This window comes from Aeromonas sp. 1HA1 (genome assembly GCF_029237385.1).
GTDB lineage: Bacteria > Pseudomonadota > Gammaproteobacteria > Enterobacterales > Aeromonadaceae > Aeromonas > Aeromonas popoffii.
This window is the reverse complement of record NZ_JAACGC010000015.1, coordinates 50,713-69,647: the sequence shown is the minus strand read 5'-3', so window position 1 is coordinate 69,647 and position 18,935 is coordinate 50,713. Positions and strand designations below refer to the sequence as shown.

16 protein-coding genes are annotated in these 18,935 nt (G+C 58.9%); 14 read left to right on the top strand and 2 right to left on the bottom strand.

All coding sequences use genetic code 11. The features are described from left to right. Positions 1 to 123: 123 nt before the first annotated feature. Positions 124 to 567 (bottom strand): hypothetical protein, encoded by a 444-nt coding sequence (locus tag GWQ22_RS07395; RefSeq protein ID WP_275929899.1) that lies wholly within the window; start codon positions 565 to 567, stop codon positions 124 to 126. Between the two features lie 472 nt (positions 568 to 1,039). Here GWQ22_RS07395 and GWQ22_RS07390 point away from each other — a divergent pair, with 472 nt between their 5' ends. The 13 genes from GWQ22_RS07390 (at position 1,040) to GWQ22_RS07330 (ending at position 15,850) form a co-directional block, all read left to right on the top strand. Then, positions 1,040 to 1,654 (top strand): 4Fe-4S dicluster domain-containing protein, encoded by a 615-nt coding sequence (locus GWQ22_RS07390; protein WP_212514257.1) that lies wholly within the window; start codon positions 1,040 to 1,042, stop codon positions 1,652 to 1,654. Positions 1,655 to 1,773: 119 nt separating this feature from the next. Continuing rightward, on the top strand, positions 1,774 to 3,918 hold the full coding sequence (gene fdhF / locus GWQ22_RS07385) for a formate dehydrogenase subunit alpha (protein ID WP_275929898.1): 2,145 nt from the start codon (positions 1,774 to 1,776) through the stop codon (positions 3,916 to 3,918). Between the two features lie 100 nt (positions 3,919 to 4,018). Next, positions 4,019 to 4,417 (top strand): hypothetical protein, encoded by a 399-nt coding sequence (locus GWQ22_RS07380; protein WP_212514269.1) that lies wholly within the window; start codon positions 4,019 to 4,021, stop codon positions 4,415 to 4,417. 403 nt (positions 4,418 to 4,820) lie between these two features. Beyond that, positions 4,821 to 6,953 carry a sigma 54-interacting transcriptional regulator gene (locus GWQ22_RS07375; RefSeq protein ID WP_275929897.1) on the top strand — a complete coding sequence of 711 codons (2,133 nt, stop codon included), beginning with the start codon at positions 4,821 to 4,823 and terminating at the stop codon, positions 6,951 to 6,953. After that, positions 6,950 to 7,801, top strand: a complete 852-nt coding sequence (gene fdhD / locus GWQ22_RS07370) for a formate dehydrogenase accessory sulfurtransferase FdhD (protein WP_275929896.1) — start codon at positions 6,950 to 6,952, stop codon at positions 7,799 to 7,801. Before GWQ22_RS07375 ends, fdhD begins: the two co-directional genes overlap by 4 nt. 196 nt (positions 7,802 to 7,997) lie before the next feature. Next, complete coding sequence (gene recR / locus GWQ22_RS07365) at positions 7,998 to 8,600, top strand: recombination mediator RecR (RefSeq protein WP_042034260.1); 603 nt, start codon at positions 7,998 to 8,000, stop codon at positions 8,598 to 8,600. Positions 8,601 to 8,795: 195 nt separating this feature from the next. Further along, the gene (gene htpG, locus GWQ22_RS07360) at positions 8,796 to 10,709 is read left to right on the top strand and encodes a molecular chaperone HtpG (protein ID WP_108535584.1); all 1,914 of its coding nucleotides are present in this window, start codon (positions 8,796 to 8,798) and stop codon (positions 10,707 to 10,709) included. A 256-nt stretch (positions 10,710 to 10,965) separates the two neighbouring features. Next, positions 10,966 to 11,610, top strand: a complete 645-nt coding sequence (gene adk, locus GWQ22_RS07355; RefSeq protein WP_042034257.1) for an adenylate kinase — start codon at positions 10,966 to 10,968, stop codon at positions 11,608 to 11,610. Positions 11,611 to 11,710: 100 nt separating this feature from the next. Beyond that, positions 11,711 to 12,685 (top strand): ferrochelatase, encoded by a 975-nt coding sequence (gene hemH, locus GWQ22_RS07350; RefSeq protein ID WP_275929895.1) that lies wholly within the window; start codon positions 11,711 to 11,713, stop codon positions 12,683 to 12,685. Positions 12,686 to 12,758: 73 nt separating this feature from the next. After that, positions 12,759 to 13,151, top strand: a complete 393-nt coding sequence (locus GWQ22_RS07345) for an MAPEG family protein (protein WP_042034254.1) — start codon at positions 12,759 to 12,761, stop codon at positions 13,149 to 13,151. A gap of 185 nt (positions 13,152 to 13,336) precedes the next feature. Then, the gene (locus GWQ22_RS07340) at positions 13,337 to 14,641 is read left to right on the top strand and encodes an inosine/guanosine kinase (protein ID WP_108535581.1); all 1,305 of its coding nucleotides are present in this window, start codon (positions 13,337 to 13,339) and stop codon (positions 14,639 to 14,641) included. A 182-nt stretch (positions 14,642 to 14,823) separates the two neighbouring features. Further along, the gene (locus GWQ22_RS07335) at positions 14,824 to 15,186 is read left to right on the top strand and encodes a DUF2750 domain-containing protein (protein ID WP_042034251.1); all 363 of its coding nucleotides are present in this window, start codon (positions 14,824 to 14,826) and stop codon (positions 15,184 to 15,186) included. Positions 15,187 to 15,355: 169 nt separating this feature from the next. Further along, entirely contained in the window at positions 15,356 to 15,850 is a 495-nt protein-coding gene (locus GWQ22_RS07330) for a hypothetical protein (RefSeq protein ID WP_042034250.1), read from the top strand. Here the strand turns inward: GWQ22_RS07330 and GWQ22_RS07325 are convergent. Further along, a complete protein-coding gene (locus GWQ22_RS07325) occupies positions 15,813 to 17,453 on the bottom strand; it encodes an EAL domain-containing protein (RefSeq protein WP_275929894.1) in 1,641 nt (546 codons plus the stop codon). The two genes, GWQ22_RS07330 and GWQ22_RS07325, sit on opposite strands and share 38 nt — an antisense overlap. Positions 17,454 to 17,641: 188 nt before the next feature. Between GWQ22_RS07325 and glgC the strand changes: the two genes are divergently transcribed. Next, complete coding sequence (gene glgC / locus GWQ22_RS07320) at positions 17,642 to 18,916, top strand: glucose-1-phosphate adenylyltransferase (RefSeq protein ID WP_042034247.1); 1,275 nt, start codon at positions 17,642 to 17,644, stop codon at positions 18,914 to 18,916. Positions 18,917 to 18,935 lie beyond the last annotated feature (19 nt).

The window sequence follows — 18,935 nt, the reverse complement described above, 5'->3', positions numbered from 1 at the left end:
GGATTGGCGAGGCCGATACCCTGGAAAAGCTCGAAGCCCTGCTGCCATGGAACGTCCCGCTGGAGCCGATTGCAAAAAAAGTGGCGCAATACGGTAAAGGCAAGTAGGTCGATTTAACGGCGCTTACCTAAAATAATATAATTCAGATTTGTAGCCATCTGCTTTCTTTTTGGACTTGCTTGCAGGATAACCTACAACAGAAACAATATTTAACTCTTCAGATGAAGCCAGTATTTGTGACATTTCTTGCGGCAAAGGGAAAAAATGATAGCAGAGTTTACATGAAAATTCAGATGATAAGCGGATGTATGCCATATCTACAGTGTCATCGGCTCTAGATATTTCTGGAGGAAGATCGATAAATGCTGTATATCCATCTATTTCGAGGAGGCCTTCAGAAGTAGGTACTAATAATGCTCCATTCTCCATATCATCAGTAACATGCGCCGCAGTAAAAAGAAAAGGCATGTTTTGAAAATCAACAAATACAGCTGTACCAATTTGAACTATACGCTTAGGTATTTCTGTCCTTATATATATAGGAACAATTGATTTATCTACATTCACTAAATTCTCCTATGAAAATCCCTCATATGAGGTGCCCAATTGAGCTGGTTGCCAACTGAAGCATGCTATCCAATCGGGTAGGGGGTAAAAAGGGCAATCGGCGCATAATCTGTCCAAGATCAATAAATTAGTCATTGATTGGTTGTTATTTGTTCGCTTGAGCTGAAAGGGCTGGGTGATATGCCTTTGCCAGCCGGTGTCGAGCTCGTCACTTTTGTCGTGTCGACCACAGTGCTGCGGGGCTGTCGTCATCGTCATCGGCCTGACATTCTACGACCGGCACTCTGATTACCCTTTTATTTTCAATGTCTTGCGAATTTTATTTCACTCATCTCCGTTTTTGGTCTGATAAATGCTCGGTGAGTAGGTCGGCTGTGTCGCCGGTGTGTGAGTGTGGGCCCCCCGGGGCTGGCACCTGGGCACGCCGTGCGATGCCAGTGCGGCAGTAACGAAACATTTAGGATCCCTCTCTATGAACAGCTTCGTGATTGCAGATCCCAGTCTCTGTATTGGGTGTCGTACCTGTGAGGTGGCCTGCGCCGTGTCACACCAGTCAAGCTCCGGCAGCGGGACCCTTGAGCGGGAGGGCGGCCTGCAGCTTGCCATCGAGGATGGACATCTGGTCTCCAAGGACAGCTATTTCCAGCCGCGCCTGAAGGTGATCGTCGGCAGCAAGGTGACCACGCCTGTGCTCTGCCGCCAGTGTGAAGACAAGCCGTGTGCCGTGGCCTGCCCCAACCATGCCATCGTGACCGAAGATGGTTGCGTCAAGGTGTTGCAGGCGCGCTGTATCGGCTGCAAATCCTGTGTGGTGGCCTGTCCTTACGGTGCCATGGCGGTAGTGGTGAAAGAGGTGGCGCCCGCTGCCGGTGCGCTGTTCAAGCGCCCGCAGACCAAGGCGCAAGCCTTGAAGTGCGATCTCTGCCGTCACCGCGAGGCGGGCCCGGCCTGTGTCGAGGTGTGCCCGACCCAGGCGCTGCGTCTGGTGACCCCGGCATCGCTCGGCGAGTTGAATCGCCAGAAGCAGTTGGCCAGTGCCGAAGCGATGGGGGCCTGCCAGCGCCAGCCGGTGTTGGCACAGGGATAACGCATCGGGATGGCGTGCGCAGCCCCTTGCTGGCCGCCGCTTGCGCCCCTGTGCTGTCTACCCCTGACCAGCCATTTTCGTTAAAGGCCTTTTACCGTTAACAAACAAGAGTGTGAGTCATGAAAAAAGTCATTACTGTCTGCCCCTATTGCGGCACCGGTTGCAAGATCAACCTGCTGGTTGAAAACGACAAGGTGGTGGGGGCCGAAGGCGCCAACGGCCGGACCAACGAGGGGCAGCTCTGCCTCAAGGGTTATTACGGTTGGGATTTCTTGAACGACACCAACCTGCTGACCCCCCGTCTCAAGAGCCCGATGATCCGCCGCGAGCGCGGTGGCAAGCTCGAAGCCGTCTCCTGGGATGAGGCGATCGACTTTGCCAGCAGCCGTCTGGCGGCCATCAAGGCGACCTACGGTGCCGACGCCATCATGACCACCGGCTCGGCCCGTGGCCCGGGTAACGAAGCCAACTATGTGATGCAAAAATTTGCCCGCGCTGTGCTGGGGACGAACAACGTCGACCACTGCGCGAGGGTGTGACACGCACCCTCAGTCTCCGGTCTGGAGACAACGGTAGGCAACGGCGCCATGAGCAACGCCATTCCCGAAATTCAAGAGACCAAGTGCCTGCTGGTGTTTGGTTACAATGCTGCTGATTCTCACCCCATCGTCGCCCGCCATATCCTCAAGGCGAAGGCGAACGGGGCCAAGGTGATAGTGTGTGATCCCCGCATGGTGGAGACCGCCCGCATCGCCGATCAGTGGCTGCCGCTCAAAAACGGTTCCAACATGGCGCTGGTCAATGCCTTCGCCAACGTGTTGATCAGTGAAGGGCTCTATAACAAAGCGTTCGTCGCCAGCTACACCGAAGGGTTCGACACCTTCAAGGCCACGGTCGCCAAGTACACCCCGGAATATGTGGAGGGGATCACTGGCCTCAAAGCCGCCGATATCCGTGCCGCCATTCGCACCTATGCCGCGTCGCCTGCCTCCATGATCCTGTGGGGCATGGGGGTGACCCAATACGGTCAGGCAGTGGATGTGGTCAAGGGGCTGGCAGGGCTTGCGCTGCTGACCGGCAACTTCGGTCGCCGTGGCACCGGTTGCGGTCCGGTGCGCGGGCAGAACAACGTGCAGGGCACCTGCGACATGGGGATGCTGCCGCATCAGTTCCCGGGTTATCAGTCGGTGAGCGATCCGGCCATCAGCGCCAAGTTTGCCAAGGCGTGGGGCGTGCCGTCTCTTTCCCAAAAGCCCGGCTACCGGTTGACGGAGCTGAGTCACAAGGTGGAGGAGGGCAAGTGCAAGGCCTTCTACATCTTTGGTGAAGATCCGGCGCAGACCGAGGCCGATCTGGCCCAGTTCCGCCGCACCTTGGGCGGCATGGATCTGGTGATCGTGCAGGATATCTTCATGACCCAGACCGCCGAGATGGCGGATGTCATTTTGCCCGCCACCAGTTGGGGCGAGCACGAGGGGGTTTACAGCTCGGCAGATCGCGGCTTCCAGCGCTTCTACAAGGCGGTGACACCCCCTGAGAACGTCAAGCCCGACTGGGCCATTTTCTCGTTGATGGCCACCGCCATGGGGTATCCCATGGCGTACCAGAACACGCAAGAGATCTGGGACGAGATGAGGGCGCTTTGCCCGCTCTATACCGGGGTCAGCTACGACAAGATAGCGGATCTCAAGAGCGTGCAGTGGCCTTGCCCGACCGAGGATCACCCGGGCACCAGCACCCTGTTTGAGGGGAATGTGTTCACCACCCCGAGCGGCAAGGGCCAGCTGATTGCCGCCGAGTGGCGTGCGCCGCTGGAGCAGCCTTGCGCCGAGTATCCGCTGGTGCTCTCCACCGTGCGGGAGGTCGGGCACTACTCCTGCCGCTCCATGACCGGCAACTGTTCGGCGCTGCAAACCCTGGCCGATGAGCCGGGCTATGTGCAGATCCACCCGAGCGATGCGCAAAAGCTCGGGGTGAAGGATCAGGCGCTGGTGTGGATCTCGTCGCGGCGCGGCAAGGTGATCACCCGGGCCAACTACAACGAGCGGGTCAACGCCGGTGTGGTCTACATGACCTACCAGTGGTGGATCGGGGCGTGCAACGAGCTGACCATAGAGCACCTTGATCCGGTCTCCTACACCCCCGAGTACAAGTACTGCGCGGTGAAGATTGAGCGCATTGAAGATCAGCCCGAGGCGGAGGTGTACGTCCAGACTGAATACAGTGCGCTCAAGGCGAAATTGCGCAGCGCTGCCAAAGGTTAGTCCGGCGACAAAAGGGTCATCCTGCATAAATAAGGTGTTCCCGACTCATATGGTTGAGTCGGGCCCCCTTTTATTGCCACCATTTGATGGGAATTGAATGATGCACAGCGAAATTAGCCGATTATTCGGACTTTTCTATATTGGCACCTATCTGGCGGCGATATTGATCGGCATGGGCTGCTATATGTGGCACGACGAGATGATATTTCTGCTCGGCTTCGGTTTCTTCGGCTGTTTTATGGCGGCAAGGCTCGCCATGGGCAGCGTATTGGCCGCCCTGAGTGTGCCGGTGGCCTGGCTCATCGCTTTTGTCTCCACCACCTTGATCAACTGCCTGCTATTAGGGGCGGTCACCCTGCTGGTTTACCTCACCCACCAGAGCGTCACCGCCGAGCTTGCCGACAACGCCAGCTGGCTGCTGATGGCCTTCCAGAGCCTGTCGGCCCTCTTTATCTTCGGCGGGTTGAAGTGCTGCCACAGTCGGCTTATCCGCTCGTGACTCGCCACCCACGAGGGCCGGGATCTGGCTGCAGGGGCCGCGATGGGTAGATCTGACAGTTGACGACAGCCGTTTTATCGGCCGCCATAATGCGGATCAAGGTTTGGTGCCATTACTGGCTAAATATGGCCATCAGATATATTAAATCGGATTGTAATGAAATTAGCGCTCATCTATGATAAGCCGCCGTTCCAATATATCCCCCGATAGCAATGTTATTTTTTGTTGTCGTTCGTTAATAACCGCTCTGGAATGGCAACATGCGACACGTTTCGTCACCGCTTTTCTTATTGGCAGCCCTCCTTATGGGCTGCGGCTATTTATGTTGGTGGCGTGATCTGGTCGTGATGCGATGGCATGGACAGCCTGACGGGTGACTACATCGATATAACGCGAGGCCGCAATGCTAAATGTGAGTGCCATTCCCCTGGACGAGATCTCTCCCATCTGGGACGACGGTTTCCTTCTGCTCTCCAAATCCCTCCTGTCGGCCGTGACGCTCGATGATTTTATCCACAAAATCAACAAGATAGATGCAAGCTTTGGCGGCGTGACCCGGGTCAACCTGATCCTCAACATGGGTGCGGGTGAGGAGGCCATCTTCTACTTCATGGGACATACCGGCCCAAAGCACCTTGTCTGCCCCAAGGCAGAACTGCACTTTCCCCCTTGCCCCACCCGAGAAGCCCAGGAGCAGGCCATCATTCTTGCGGCCGCCCACTTTGAGAATCGCAGCCCCTCCCTCGAGGCAGAAGGCATTTATGCCGGGCTGCGCTCCTACTGCCAGCTCCCCATCACCACCGCCCGCAGCCATCTTGGTGGCGTCGAGTTTATCAACACCCGGCTCGACAATTTCACCATGGAGACGCTGGCCAAGCTGACCCAGCTGGCGGCCATCGTCGCCATTGCGCTCGAAAACGTGCTCGACAAGGAGCGCACCCTGGAGCAGGCCAACTCCCTGCGCCTTGAGCGCGACAGCTGCAAGATCCTGGTGGATGTCACCAATGCGGTGATTAAATTAGTGCGCATCGCCGAGTTGCCCAAGAGCCTGTTTGCCATCTTGCAGCACCACTTCGCCATCAGCAGCCTGTGTCTGGCGGAGTACAACGCTACCTACGACAGTTTCAAGAGCTATCTGGTCAATCAGCAGGCGAGCGATCAGCCCGGTATCATCAACCACTCCTGTTTCGAGAAGCGCTGTTTGCAGGGGGCGCTTGGCCACAGCGAACCCTTCTTCATCTATCGGGATCAGGGCCACGGCTGTGATGCGAGTTGCCGCTTCACCTCCCAGATACTGCCAACCGATGCGGACAGCTCCTGCATTCTGCCGCTGCGCTATCGGGGTAATCTGCTGGGGGTCTTGATCCTCTCTCACCCGAATGCGGACTTTTTTGCCGACATCGATATCTCCCTGCTGGAGCAGGTGGCGGCCCGCACGGCGATTGCCATGAACAACGTGCAGGCGCAGCAGGAGATCTCCAACACCACGGGGGCCCGCGAGAAGACGATCCGGGTGGCGGAGCTTGAGCCCAACGCCGATTTCTCCAGCATCATCTATCAAAGCGCAGCCATGGCGAGCGTGTTGGAGAAGGTGAAACTGGTGGCTCAGAGCGACTGCTCCGTGCTGATCCTGGGGGAAACAGGCACCGGCAAGGAGCTGATTGCCCAGGCCATTCATCGGCTGAGTGCTCGCCACGAGCAGGAGATGGTGAAGGTGAACTGCGCCGCCATTCCCACCGGGCTTATCGAGAGCGATCTGTTCGGCCATGAGAAGGGGGCCTTCACCGGCGCCTTGGCCCAGCGCATCGGTCGTTTCGAGCGGGCCCACAAGGGCACCCTGTTTCTCGACGAGGTGGGGGACATGCCGCTGGACTTGCAGCCCAAGCTCTTGCGGGTGTTGCAGGAGCACGAGCTGGAGCGGGTCGGCAACAGCAACCCCATCGCCATCGATGTGCGGCTGGTGGCCGCCACCAATTGCGATCTGCTCTCCATGGTCAAGAACAAGCGCTTTAGAAGCGATCTCTACTACCGGCTCAACGTCTTTCCCATCGAGCTGCCGCCCCTGCGCGAGCGGCGCGAAGACATACCGCTGCTGGTCAATTTCTTTATCAAGAAGATCGCCAAGCGGATGCGCCGCAACATCACCTCGATCCCCGCAGACGCCATGAAAATGCTGGTGTCGCTCCCCTGGTACGGCAACATTCGCGAGCTGGAAAACATCATAGAGCGCGCTGTGGTGATGACCCGGGGCCATGTGCTCAATCTCTCCCCCGACGAGCTGATGCCGCTCAAGGGCTATCACAAGATAGAGACCCTGGTCTATGACGAACCCGCCTCGCCGCTGTTTGCCGACGAGGCACCGACCGATGAGCGCGAGGCGATCATCGCCGCCCTGCGCGATTGCAACGGCATCGTCGCAGGTGACAGGGGGGCCGCTGCACGCCTTGGCATGAAACGCACCACCCTGCTGTCGAAGATGAAGCGGCTTGGTATCTCGGCCAGAGATCCCGAGATCATTGATGGGGTCATGTCATGAGGGCAGAAACAGAGACACGCCTGCCGGAGGAACACGCAGAGCAAAGCGAATTGTCCCGCTGCGCCATCCATCGCGAGGTGGTGCACTACCGTGCCGATACACTGACCTGCGACAGCGAGATGGAACTGCCCTCCGAGACGCCAGTGGCGCTGGTCTATAACGGCATAGCCCACAGCGTCATGATGTGTTCGGCCTCTGATCTGGAGGATTTCGCCATCGGCTTCTCGCTCTCTGAGGGGATCATCGACAGCCTCCACGACATGCACGACATCGAGCAGTTTGACGGCTGTCAGGGGATTGAGCTGCACATTACGTTGGCCAACCGCTATGTGCATCGCCTCAAAGAGAAGCGGCGCACCATGGCGGGGCGCACAGGCTGCGGCATCTGCGGCAGCGAGAGTCTGGCGCAGGTGATCCGCACCCAGCCAAGGCTGCCCGACAGCCAGCGTCTGGCGGTGGGTCATATCGACAAGGTGCTGACCGCGCTGCGCCCGCTCCAGTTGCTAGGCCTGCGCACCGGCGCCACCCATGCCGCGGTGCATCTGGACGGGGAGGGCAATATTCTCGCCATCCGTGAGGATGTGGGGCGCCATATCGCGCTGGACAAGCTGGTGGGGCATTTGTGCCGCACCGGTCGACGGGATGGCGCCATTCTGGTAACCAGCCGCGCCAGCTTCGAGATGGTGCAAAAGTGCGCCAGCGCCGGGGTGGAGATTTTGCTCGCCATCTCGGCCGCCACTGAGCTGGCGGTCGAGCGGGCCGAGCAGACCGGGCTCACCCTGGTGGGGTTTTGCCGTCCGGGCCGCGCCGAGATCTACTGCGGCCGTCAGCGTATCGGGCTGGGGTAGTGTGGTCATGGCCGCTGTCTCATGCGGTGGGCGACGTCATCGGGCCGGCAGGCACAAGGCCATTGGCGGACGGGGGGCGGCTCGGGTATAGTCCTGCGCCAACAAGATTGGTTCGGCTGGGCGAAGAGCAACCCGCACCCGCAAGGGCCACCTGCGGTTACCGCCCGCCGACACAGCGTCAAAGGATACTTAGCCCATGAAATTCAGCCCCTTGCTGGATGAGATGATGAAGGCCCTGCAAGTGTTGCCGGGGGTCGGTCCCAAGTCGGCCCAGCGCATGGCGTTTACCCTGCTCGAGCGCGAACGCAGTGGTGGTTTTCGCCTGGCCCAGCTGCTCAACCGGGCGCTGACCGAGATAGGCCACTGCAGCCATTGCCGCACCTTCACCGAAAACACGCTTTGCGAGATCTGCACCAATCCCAAGCGGGAAGAGAGCGGCCTGCTGTGCGTGGTGGAGAGCCCGGCGGACGTGGCCGCCATCGAGCACACAGGCCAGTTCTCCGGTCGTTACTTTGTGCTGATGGGACACCTGTCACCCCTCGATGGCATAGGCCCGGAAGAGCTGGGGCTGGAGATCCTGGAGCGGCGTCTGAAGGCGGAGTCCATCAGCGAGCTGATCCTGGCCACCAACCCCACCATTGAAGGGGATGCCACCGCCTGGTACATAGCCGATATGGCCCGCGCTGCCGGCGTCAAGGTGAGCCGGATTGCCCACGGCGTGCCGGTGGGCGGCGAGTTGGAGCTGGTGGATGGCACCACGCTTTCTCACTCCTTGATGGGGCGTCAGCCCCTTAACTAAGTTCGCGTCAGTCACTTGTTTTTCAAACCCGCCCCGGCGGGTTTTTTGTTTGGCCGATGGGCTGCGTCTGTCAGTGCGCTGGCGCAAAAATCGCCATTCGCACCGTCAGCAGACTTGTCCCCCTTGAAATGGGGATCCCAGGCCCCATCTTGTATCAGGAATGTGTTCAACCCGAATCGCCTGAGGATAGTGTCGATGACCCAAAGCGTTCATGCCGAAACCCACGGGTTTCAGACTGAAGTCAAACAACTGCTGAGCCTGATGGCCCACAGCCTCTACTCCAACAAAGAAGTGTTCCTGCGCGAGCTGATTTCCAACGCCTCCGATGCGGCGGACAAGCTGCGCTTCAAGGCGCTTTCCGATGCCTCTTTGTTTGAAAACGACGGCCAGTTGCGCGTTCGCCTGGTGGTTGATAAAGAGAATCGGACCCTGACCATCTCCGATAACGGCATAGGTATGAGCCGGGATCAGGTGATTGAGCATCTGGGTACCATCGCCAAGTCTGGCACCGCTGACTTTTTCAAAAACTTGTCCGGTGATCAGGGCAAGGATTCCCAGTTGATTGGTCAGTTCGGGGTCGGTTTCTACTCCGCCTTCATCGTGGCCGACAAGGTAACCGTGGTGTCCCGCGCCGCCGGTACCGAGCCTGAGCAAGGCGTGCAGTGGGAATCGGAAGGGGAAGGCTCCTTCACCGTGGCCGATGTGACCAAAGCCGGTCGTGGTACCGACGTCATCTTGCACCTGCGAGCAGAAGAGAGTGAGTTCCTCGACGACTGGCGTCTGCGCGCCGTGGTCGCCAAGTATTCCGACCACATCAGCGTGCCGGTTGAGATGTACAAAGAGGGCACCCCGGACCGTGAAGAGGATGGCGAAACCATCGTCGGTACGCCGGGCGAGTGGGAGCAGGTCAACCGTGCCACTGCCCTGTGGACGCGCAGCCCGAAAGAGATCAAGGACGAGGAGTATCAGGAGTTCTACAAGCACGTCGCCCACGATTTTGAAGATCCGCTGCTCTGGGGTCACAACCGGGTGGAAGGGGCGCAGGAGTACACCAGCCTGCTCTACGTGCCGGCCCGTGCCCCCTTCGATCTCTACAACCGGGATCAGAAACACGGCCTGAAGCTCTACGTGCAGCGCGTCTTCATCATGGACGACGCCGAGCAGTTTATGCCGGCCTACCTGCGCTTCGTCAAAGGGGTGCTGGACTCCAACGATCTGCCGCTCAACGTCAGCCGTGAAATCCTGCAAGACAACAAGGTGACCGTCTCCCTGCGCAAGGCCTGCTCCAAGCGGGTGCTGACCATGCTGGCCAAGCTGGCCAAGGATGACAGCGAGAAGTACGCCAAGTTCTGGAGCGAGTTCGGCAACGTGCTCAAAGAGGGCCCGGCCGAGGATCACGCCAACCGCGAAGAGATCGCCAAACTGCTGCGCTTTGCCAGCACGGCGGGCGAGGGCGAAGCCCAGACCGTCTCTCTCGAGGATTACGTGGGCCGCATGAAGGAAGGCCAGCAGAAGATTTACTACATCACTGCTGACTCCTACGCTGCCGCCAAGAACAGCCCGCACCTCGAGATCTTCCGCAAGAAGGGCGTCGAAGTGCTGCTGATGTGGGAGCGCGTCGACGAGTGGCTGATGAGCCACCTGACCGAGTTCGATGGCAAGCAGCTGGTCTCGGTGACCCGTGGCGAGCTGGATCTCGGCGAGCTGGAGGACGAGGCATCCAAGCAGGCGCAAGAAGAGGCCGAGAAGGTCAACGCCGGTCTGGTGGCGCGCGTCAAGCAGAGCCTGGCCGATGCGGTGAAAGAGGTGCGTGTCACCCACCGTCTGACCGATTCACCCTCCTGCATCGTCACCGACGACCACGGCATGAGCACCCAGATGATCAAGCTGATGCGCGCCGCCGGCCAGCCGGTACCTGAGCAGAAGTACATTCTGGAGCTCAACCCCGACCATGCGCTGGTGAAGAAGCTCGACACCATCGAAGACGAGGCGCTGTTCGGCGAGTGGGTTACCCTGCTGCACGAACAGGCCCAGCTGGCCGAGCAGGGCGGTCTGAATGATCCGGCGAGCTTCGTCTCCCGTATCAACCGTCTGTTACTCCTGGCATGATGTTTCGGCCCACTGCATGCAGTGGGCCTTTTTTATATGGCGCTTGCCTGACAAGGGGCAAGCGCCTCTCCTTGTTATGGAGGGCGCTGCATTTTCACTCATTTTTTCAGGGTAGCGTTGCGGCTCGAGTCGCCTCGCCACTTTGGTAACATGGTGAAAAATAAGCCACTCACACGGGGCAAGCTTGTGAAAATGAGCGAAACCGTGTAGTTTTTTGCCTTCTCAAGAATTGAATAACCAAGCAATAGGAGCGTGTATGCGCATTGTTCTGTTGGGGGCTCCGGGTGCCGGCAAAGGTACTCAGGCTCAGTTCATCATGGAAAAACACGGTATTCCGCAGATCTCCACCGGCGACATGCTGCGTGCGGCGATCAAGGCGGGCACCGAGCTGGGCCTCAAGGCCAAAGCCGTGATGGACGCAGGTCAGCTCGTCTCTGACGACATCATCATCGGCCTGGTCAAAGAGCGTATCGCCCAACCGGATTGCGCCAACGGCTTCCTGCTGGATGGTTTCCCACGCACCATTCCCCAGGCGCAAGCCATGAAGGATGCCGGTGTCGTGGTCGACTTCGTGCTGGAGTTCGACGTGCCGGACGAAGAGATCGTCAAGCGCATGAGCGGTCGTCGCGTCCACTCCGGCTCGGGCCGTACCTACCACGTGGTGTTCAACCCGCCGAAAGTGGAAGGCAAGGATGACGTGACCGGTGAGGATCTGGTGATCCGTGCCGACGACGAAGAGACCACAGTGCGCAAGCGTCTGGATGTCTACCATCAGCAGACCGCGCCGCTCATCGGTTTCTACGGTAAAGAGGCGGACGCGGGCAACACCCGTTACGTCAAGATCGACGGCACTCAGCCGGTGGATCTGGTCAGCAAGCAGCTGGCGACCATACTGGGCTAAGCCCGCCATGGCTCGTGCCGATGGCAATGGGCAATGTGCTTGAGACAAGGGCCCGGCATGGGCCCTTTCTTGCATTCAGACAGGAAGACAGGACGCTAACGTGACCACGAAAACCGGGATCTTGCTGGTCAATCTGGGGACCCCAGCCGCGCCAACCACGGCCGCCGTCAAGGCCTTTCTCAGCCAGTTTCTGCACGACCCGCGGGTGGTCGACCTGCCTCGCTACCTCTGGTGCCCGCTGCTCCACTTTATCATTCTGCCGACGCGCTCCCCCAGGGTGGCCAAGCTTTATCAGCAGGTGTGGACAGAGCAGGGCTCGCCGTTGATGGTGATAAGCAAACAGCAGCGCGCGGCGCTGGAGCAGGAGCTCAAGCGAGAAGGGGTCGAGGTGCCGGTGGAGCTGGCCATGACCTATGGCTCGCCCTCCATCAACGATGGCTGGCAGGCGCTCAAGGCCAAGGGAGTCAACCGGGTTATTCTGCTGCCGCTCTATCCGCAATATTCGGTCAGCACCACGGCCCCGGTGTTCGATGCCTGGGCCAACGCGATGAAGAAAGAGCGCAACCTGCCGGTGGTACGACTCATTCGTGATTACCATGCCCACCCCGAATACATTCAGGCGCTGGCCATGAGCGTGCGCCGCCATTGGGAGCTGCACGGGCAGGGCGATCACCTGCTGATGTCGTTCCACGGTATTCCGGAGCGTTACGAGAACGAAGGCGACCCCTATGGTCACCAGTGTCGCCACACTGCTTCTCTGCTGGCTGAGGCGCTCGGGCTCGAGGCTGGCCAGTGGACCGCCACTTTCCAGTCCCGCTTTGGCAAGGAGGAGTGGCTCAAGCCCTACACGGACCTGACCATCGCTGGCTTGCCAGCGACTGGTATCAAGCGGCTCGATGTGGTTTGCCCGGCCTTTTCCGCCGACTGCCTTGAAACCCTGGAAGAGATCGAGGTGCAGAACCGGGAGATCTTCATGGCCGCCGGTGGCGAGCAGTTTGAATATATCCCTGCGCTCAACAGCGATCAGGCCCACATTCGCATGATGGTGTCCCTCATCTGCCGCGAGCTGGCATGATGAGCATCTTGCCCGCAGCGCGAGCCGGCCTGGTTTTTTCCGCGTTCAAGATCCAAGGATAAGGAGTGCCATGATGATGCATATCACGCTGATTTACGCGGGCTTGCTGGGGCTGTTGTTCCTGCTGCTCTCCTTCTGGGTGGTCAAGCGCCGTGCCCAGTTCAAGGTGATGATAGGGGAAGGGGAGGCGCCCGAGATGCGCTCTGCGATCCGCGCCCACGGCAATTTCGCCGAGTACGTGCCGCTGACTCTGCTGCTGATGGCCCTGTGTGAACTGGCGGGGGTCGGTGCGCTCTGGTTGCATCTTGGCGGTCTCTGCCTGCTGGTAGGGCGCATACTGCACGCCATCGGTATCCAGATCCCGAGGGCCCCCAACATGCCACGGCTGTTTGGTACCCTGCTGTTCTGGCTGGCGCTGGGACTCTTCTCCGTGCTGGCTCTGGTGCAGGGGCTCTCGTTCGGCTGATCTCCTGGTCTTTGCTGACTGAAAAACCACTTCACGGTGAAGTGGTTTTTTGATGGGAATGGGATAAACGTTTTCCTCTGCAGCCCTTGTCTATACTGACGCCCTATTTTAATCAGGCGACTTTTCGGCGCGGCGGATTGTGTTAAAATCCCGCCCCTCTTTCCCCCAGAGCACAGAACATTGCCATGAAATTTCCCGGTCAGCGCAAGTCCAAACACTACTTCCCGGTCGACAGGCGTGATCCCCTGATCCCGCAAAATCCCCTGCTTACCGAACTTGGCAAAGCCTATGTGGTGGGAATCGATCAGACCCTGGTGGACATCGAAGCCCATGTGGATGAGGACTTCCTGAACCGTTATGGTCTGAGCAAGGGCCACTCTGTGGTGATCAGTGACGATGTGGCCGAACGGGTCTACGAAGAGCTCAAGACCAACAACATGGTGGTGAGCGAGTTTGCCGGTGGCACCATAGGCAACACCATGCACAACTACTCTGTGCTGGCGGATTCCCACTCCATCCTGCTTGGCGTCATGAGCCAGGATATCCGCATCGGCAGCTACGCATACCGCTATCTGTGCAACACCTCTTCCCGCGTCAACCTCGATTACCTGCAGCCGGTGGATGGCCCGGTCGGTCGCTGCTTCACCTTCATCACCGAGTGCGGTGAGCGCAGCTTTGGCATCAACGCTGGTAAGATGGATCACCTCGATGTGGCGCACATTCCCGAAGCCGTCATCAAGGAGTCCTCCGCCCTGGTGATCACCGCCTATCTGGTGCGCGGTGAAAATGGCACTCCCATGAAGGAGGCCGCCATGGCTGCCGTGCGCTACGCCCGCGAGGCTGGCGTGCCCGTGGTGCTGACGCTGGGCACCCGCTTCGTCATTGCCGAGAATCCCCAGTGGTGGCGCGATTTCATCGCCGAGAACGTGACTGTGCTGGCGATGAATGAAGATGAGGCCGAGGCCCTGACCGGCATCGCCGATCCCCTCGGCGCCGCTGACAAGGCGCTGGACTGGGCCGACATGGTGCTCTGCACTGCCGGTCCCATCGGCCTCTACATGGCGAGCTACACGGAGGAAGACTACAAGCGCGAGACCACTCATACCCTGCTGCCCGGTGTCATCCCCGAGTTCAACATGTATGAATTCAGTCGTCCCATGGCCCGTGCCAAGTGCCGCAAGCCTGCCCGCATCTACTCCCACATCTCCCCTTACATGGGGGGCCCGGAGAAGATCAAGAACACCAACGGGGCAGGGGATGGCGCGCTTTCTGCCGTGCTGCACGACATGGTGGCCAACGCCTATCACCGCATGAATGTGCCGAACTCCGCCAAGCACATGTCCGAGTTTCTGACCTACTCCTCCCTGGCCCAGGTGTGCAAGTACGCCAACCGGGTCAGCTATGAGGTGCTGGCCCAGAGCAGCCCGCGCCTCTCTCGTGGTCTGCCCGAGAAGGAAGACAGCCTGGAAGAGGTTTACTGGGAGCGTTGATCCCGGCCATGGCAAACGCCTCCTTCGGGAGGCGTTTTATCAGGTAAAACACGGCATCGGGCAGTTTTTTGTGCGAATAATCCCAAGATGCTTGAGTCCATGTCACTTTTGCGACACCATTTGGCCACCGCATTGCCACTCGGCACTGCCGTGGCCGCAGCACCCGATAAAGAGAGAGCCCCATGAGTAAGTTAACTGACAATCTTGACGCCAATTTCCAACTGTTCATCGAAGAAGTCCGCGAGTCGGGTCAGGTGTGGGGCTTGCGTTACGGTGAAGACTGGGTCGTCTGCCGCTCTGCCGAATTTGAAGATGCCGATGTGATGCCGCTCTGGTCGGCCGAGGTCGATGCCCGCCTGCATTGTGTGGACGAGTGGGCCGACTACGAGCCGGAAGTGATCGAACTGGAAGAGTTCCTCGACATCTGGATCAACGATCTGGACGAGGACGATGTGCTGATCGGCCCGAACTGGAATGCCGATCTGGAAGGCCAGGAGCTCGAACCCATAGAATTGGCCAAGGCACTGGTCGAACTGGACGCCTGAACCGTTCTGCATTGATGGCCACGGCCATCGGATGCCTGAAGAACCGATATCCGCGAGGATGTCGGTTTTTTTATGGCCCGCGTACAGAATGCTGAATGAAAAGGCGATTTGGCTTTGCACCTGTAGGGGGTATGGTCCATCATCAACCTTTTGCCGAGCGGGAGGAGCCATGTTTGTATTCGACGTAACCGGCATCGCAGGGGAGCGCGCCGAGATCCGGGTTCAGGCGCTGGACTGGGGGCAGAGCGGCCCCGTCACCTTCAGCTGTGATGACGATCAACTGGCCGTGCTGCTGTTAACCGGGTGCCGCTGCGATGCAGTGGGTTTCTTCAATCTGCTGGCGGGCTGCAAGCCGCTTTATCTCGAACAGTGGCTCTCCTATTTGCAAGAGACTGGCCGCATCGCCAAACAGGGCAGCCAGCTGGAGAGCCCTGCCCAGAGCGATTACCTCGCCAGAGCCGGCTTCGAGCACGAAGAGCTCAATGGCCTGCTGGGCCAGATCTATCAGGTGGCGGGGTTCAACCGCCTGCAGATCAACCGTTACCTCAAGAATCGCCACAATCCCACCACCCTGGCGACCCGTTACGATCAGAAGGAGCTGGAACGTTATCGCCAGCTCAATGACATCATTCTGACTCTGCTGAAGTTGAAGCGTCCTCAGTAAACAGGCCAAGCTGGCTGATATCCGGCCGCAATGGCTGGGGCTTGGCGATGAGATAACCTTGCAACCCGTCCACATACATGCTCTGTAGCAGTTGTTTCTGGCCAAGCTGCTCCACCCCTTCCGCTATCACCTGGCAGCCCATACGGTGTGATACGTCAACGATCATCCGCACGAACTGCTGATTGGTCAGGTCCTGCTCCAGCCCTGTGAGCAGGGCTGGATCCAGCTTGATGTAGTCGGGTTTAAGCTCGCGAAACAGAGTAAACGACCCAATCCCCTTGCCGAAGTTGCAGATGGCGGAACGACTGCCGTTGCGTCTGAGCAGCTCGAACACCCGCTTGGCCCCCGTCATGTTGCGCTCCAGATGCTCCTCATCCAGCTCGAATACCAGATTGGCGCTGGTGTTGGGATCCTTGAGCAATTGCCGGTCGAGCCAGATCAGGAAGGCGCTGTTTTGCAACAGGTTGCTGGAGAGGCTGATGCCCCAGCGGCTCTGGTTGGCACCGAATGCCCGGTACTGGCGCATGACGTGGATGATCAGCATCTGCTCCAGTCGCATCACCATGTCCAGCCGTTGAGCCATGGCAAACAGGGTGTCGGTCGGCAACACAGTGCCGTCGGCGCCGCTGAAGCGGGCATAGATCTCGTTGTAGGCCAGCATGCTGGGGTGCATGGGCTGGATGGGCTGATAGGTAAAACTGATGTGCTCCTGCTCCAGCAGATCATTGAGCACCAGCTTCCAGTGGTGCTGGCCCTGCAGTTCCACCACGTCATCGTCCTGTTGAATGGCCCAGCCGTTGACCGTTTCTGTTTGGGCGTGGGCCAGAGCCAGATCCGCCCGTGCCAGAATCGCCTCTATCTTCTGCCCGCTGCTCAGGCGTGTTAGCCCCGAGTAGGCGGCGCTCTCCAGTTCATGCTGCTGCTGATAGTGGTCGAAGGCGATTTTCAGATCCCGGCCGAGCAGGGGCGGCGGTATGTTGGCCACCGGCTGCACCAGCACGGCGAAGTCGGCTCCAGAGATGCGATAGACCTGATGACCCGGGAATCGGCCGACCACCCGGGTGATGAGATTGGCAATATCCTTGATATAGGCATCCCCCGACTGAAAGCCGCGCTGGGCATTGAGCTTGCCAAGTTCGGTGGCGCGGATCAGCACCAGGGTGGCGGTCTGGGTATCCTGATCCCGCTGCAGCAACGCCGTCATATCGCGCCGGAACGCGTGGCGGTTTTGCAATTGGGTCAGCTCATCCTGGGTCGCCTGATGGTGTAGCTCGCTGATCTGACGGTGGGCGTCGAGCTCGGCTTCACTGAACCGGGTCAGCAGTTGTTGCAAGGCCTCCCGGGCCGCCGGGCTCTCCAGACAGGCGGGATCGCGCAGTCGCAGTGCCGTGAGCCAGACTTGTTCCTGCTGATCACGCTCGGCGTTGCGGGCGCGATAGGCCAGCATGAATAGCAGGCCAAAGCCGAGCAGGGTCGTGCCGACGATGAGGATCAGGGTGAAGGGGGTTGCCTGTACGGCGAGCCAGATACCTTGTAACAACAGCAGAGCAACACAGGTGATGGCCGCGATCAGTAACAGGTTACTCCCGAGCTTGTTCAACATCTTGTCATCCTTGATGATTCGTGTGATGTTGAAATTCTAACCAAGCTCAGGGTGTAAAGCATGGGATCCCGCTCACCTCCTGGAAAAGGGCCAATTGAAATCGGTTAATTGTGAGTGAAACCACTTTCACAGGTGCCGAAACAGGCGAAGATGGGTTGAAAATAGATCAAACAAGGCAGAGGTAAATCATGTTGTTAGAGCCCGAAAATAGTGCCAAAGCACGACAATTATTGAACCAGAGTATGGCACTGGTGCTGGCGGGTGGACGTGGCAGTCGCCTGAAGCAGTTGACCGACAACCGCGCCAAGCCTGCCGTCCATTTCGGTGGCAAATTCCGGATCATTGATTTTGTGCTCTCCAACTGTATCAACTCGGGGATCCGCCGCGTTGGTGTGGTCACCCAATACAAGTCTCACAGCCTGCTGCGCCACCTGCAATCGGGCTGGTCCTTCCTGCGTTACCAGATGAACGAATTCATCGACCTGCTGCCTGCCCAGCAACGGGTAGATGAGGTGCACTGGTATCGCGGCACCGCCGATGCCATCTATCAGAACGTCGACATCATCCGTGACTACGGCCCCAAATACCTGGTGGTGCTGGCGGGGGATCACATCTACAAGATGGATTACGCCGCCATGCTGCTTGATCACGTGCGTCTCGGTGCCAAGGTGACAGTGGCTTGTATCGAGGTGCCACGGGCGGAGGCGTCTGCCTTCGGGGTCATGGATATTGACGAGCAGCGCAAAATCCGTGCCTTCGTCGAAAAACCGGCCAATCCACCGGCCATGCCGGGTTGCGAGGATCGCTCGCTGGCCTCTATGGGGATCTATATCTTCGAGGCGGAATACCTCTACCAACTGCTGGAGGAGGACATTCTCAATCAGGACTCCAAACACGACTTCGGGATGGATGTGATCCCCCGTATCGTGGAGGAGGGGATGGCGTTTGCTCACCCCTTCAACATGTCCTGTGTCGGGGCGCGTGAGGGTCAAAAACCCTACTGGCGTGACGTGGGTACTCTGGACTCGTTCTGGGAAGCGAACATGGATCTCGCCTCCGTTCTGCCCGAGCTCGATATCTACGATCAGAACTGGCCCATCTGGACCAGCCAGACCCTGACGCCACCGGCCAAGTTTGTGCAGGATCGTAATGGTCAGCACGGCATGACCATCAACTCCATGTTCTCGGGCGGCACCATCGTTAGCGGGTCGTTCGTGCTCAATTCGGTGCTCTTTACCAATGTGCGGGTGCACTCCTTCTGCACCCTGGATCAGGCCATCATCTTCCCCGGGGTCGAGATCGGCGCCGGTTGCCGTCTGCGCCGGGTGGTGGTGGATAAAGGGTGTGTCCTGCCCGATGGGCTGGTGGTGGGCGAGAATGCCGATGAAGATAGCCGCCGCTTCTACCGCTCCGAGCAGGGGATCGTGCTGGTGACCAAGGAGATGCTGGACAAGCTGGTTTAGCCGGGTTGTGAAAAAAGTA

What these genes read in the sequence shown, in the direction of transcription:
- adk (WP_042034257.1), top strand. Translation starts at nt 10,966, where the DNA reads ATGCGCATTGTTCTGTTGGGGGCTCCGGGTGCCGGCAAAGGTACTCAG.
- fdhD (WP_275929896.1), top strand. Translation starts at nt 6,950, where the DNA reads ATGAGGGCAGAAACAGAGACACGCCTGCCGGAGGAACACGCAGAGCAA.
- GWQ22_RS07340 (WP_108535581.1), top strand. Translation starts at nt 13,337, where the DNA reads ATGAAATTTCCCGGTCAGCGCAAGTCCAAACACTACTTCCCGGTCGAC.
- GWQ22_RS07330 (WP_042034250.1), top strand. Translation starts at nt 15,356, where the DNA reads ATGTTTGTATTCGACGTAACCGGCATCGCAGGGGAGCGCGCCGAGATC.
- GWQ22_RS07345 (WP_042034254.1), top strand. Translation starts at nt 12,759, where the DNA reads ATGATGCATATCACGCTGATTTACGCGGGCTTGCTGGGGCTGTTGTTC.
- GWQ22_RS07335 (WP_042034251.1), top strand. Translation starts at nt 14,824, where the DNA reads ATGAGTAAGTTAACTGACAATCTTGACGCCAATTTCCAACTGTTCATC.
- GWQ22_RS07380 (WP_212514269.1), top strand. Translation starts at nt 4,019, where the DNA reads ATGCACAGCGAAATTAGCCGATTATTCGGACTTTTCTATATTGGCACC.
- GWQ22_RS07325 (WP_275929894.1), bottom strand. Translation starts at nt 17,453, where the DNA reads ATGTTGAACAAGCTCGGGAGTAACCTGTTACTGATCGCGGCCATCACC.
- glgC (WP_042034247.1), top strand. Translation starts at nt 17,642, where the DNA reads ATGTTGTTAGAGCCCGAAAATAGTGCCAAAGCACGACAATTATTGAAC.
- recR (WP_042034260.1), top strand. Translation starts at nt 7,998, where the DNA reads ATGAAATTCAGCCCCTTGCTGGATGAGATGATGAAGGCCCTGCAAGTG.
- GWQ22_RS07375 (WP_275929897.1), top strand. Translation starts at nt 4,821, where the DNA reads ATGCTAAATGTGAGTGCCATTCCCCTGGACGAGATCTCTCCCATCTGG.
- htpG (WP_108535584.1), top strand. Translation starts at nt 8,796, where the DNA reads ATGACCCAAAGCGTTCATGCCGAAACCCACGGGTTTCAGACTGAAGTC.
- GWQ22_RS07390 (WP_212514257.1), top strand. Translation starts at nt 1,040, where the DNA reads ATGAACAGCTTCGTGATTGCAGATCCCAGTCTCTGTATTGGGTGTCGT.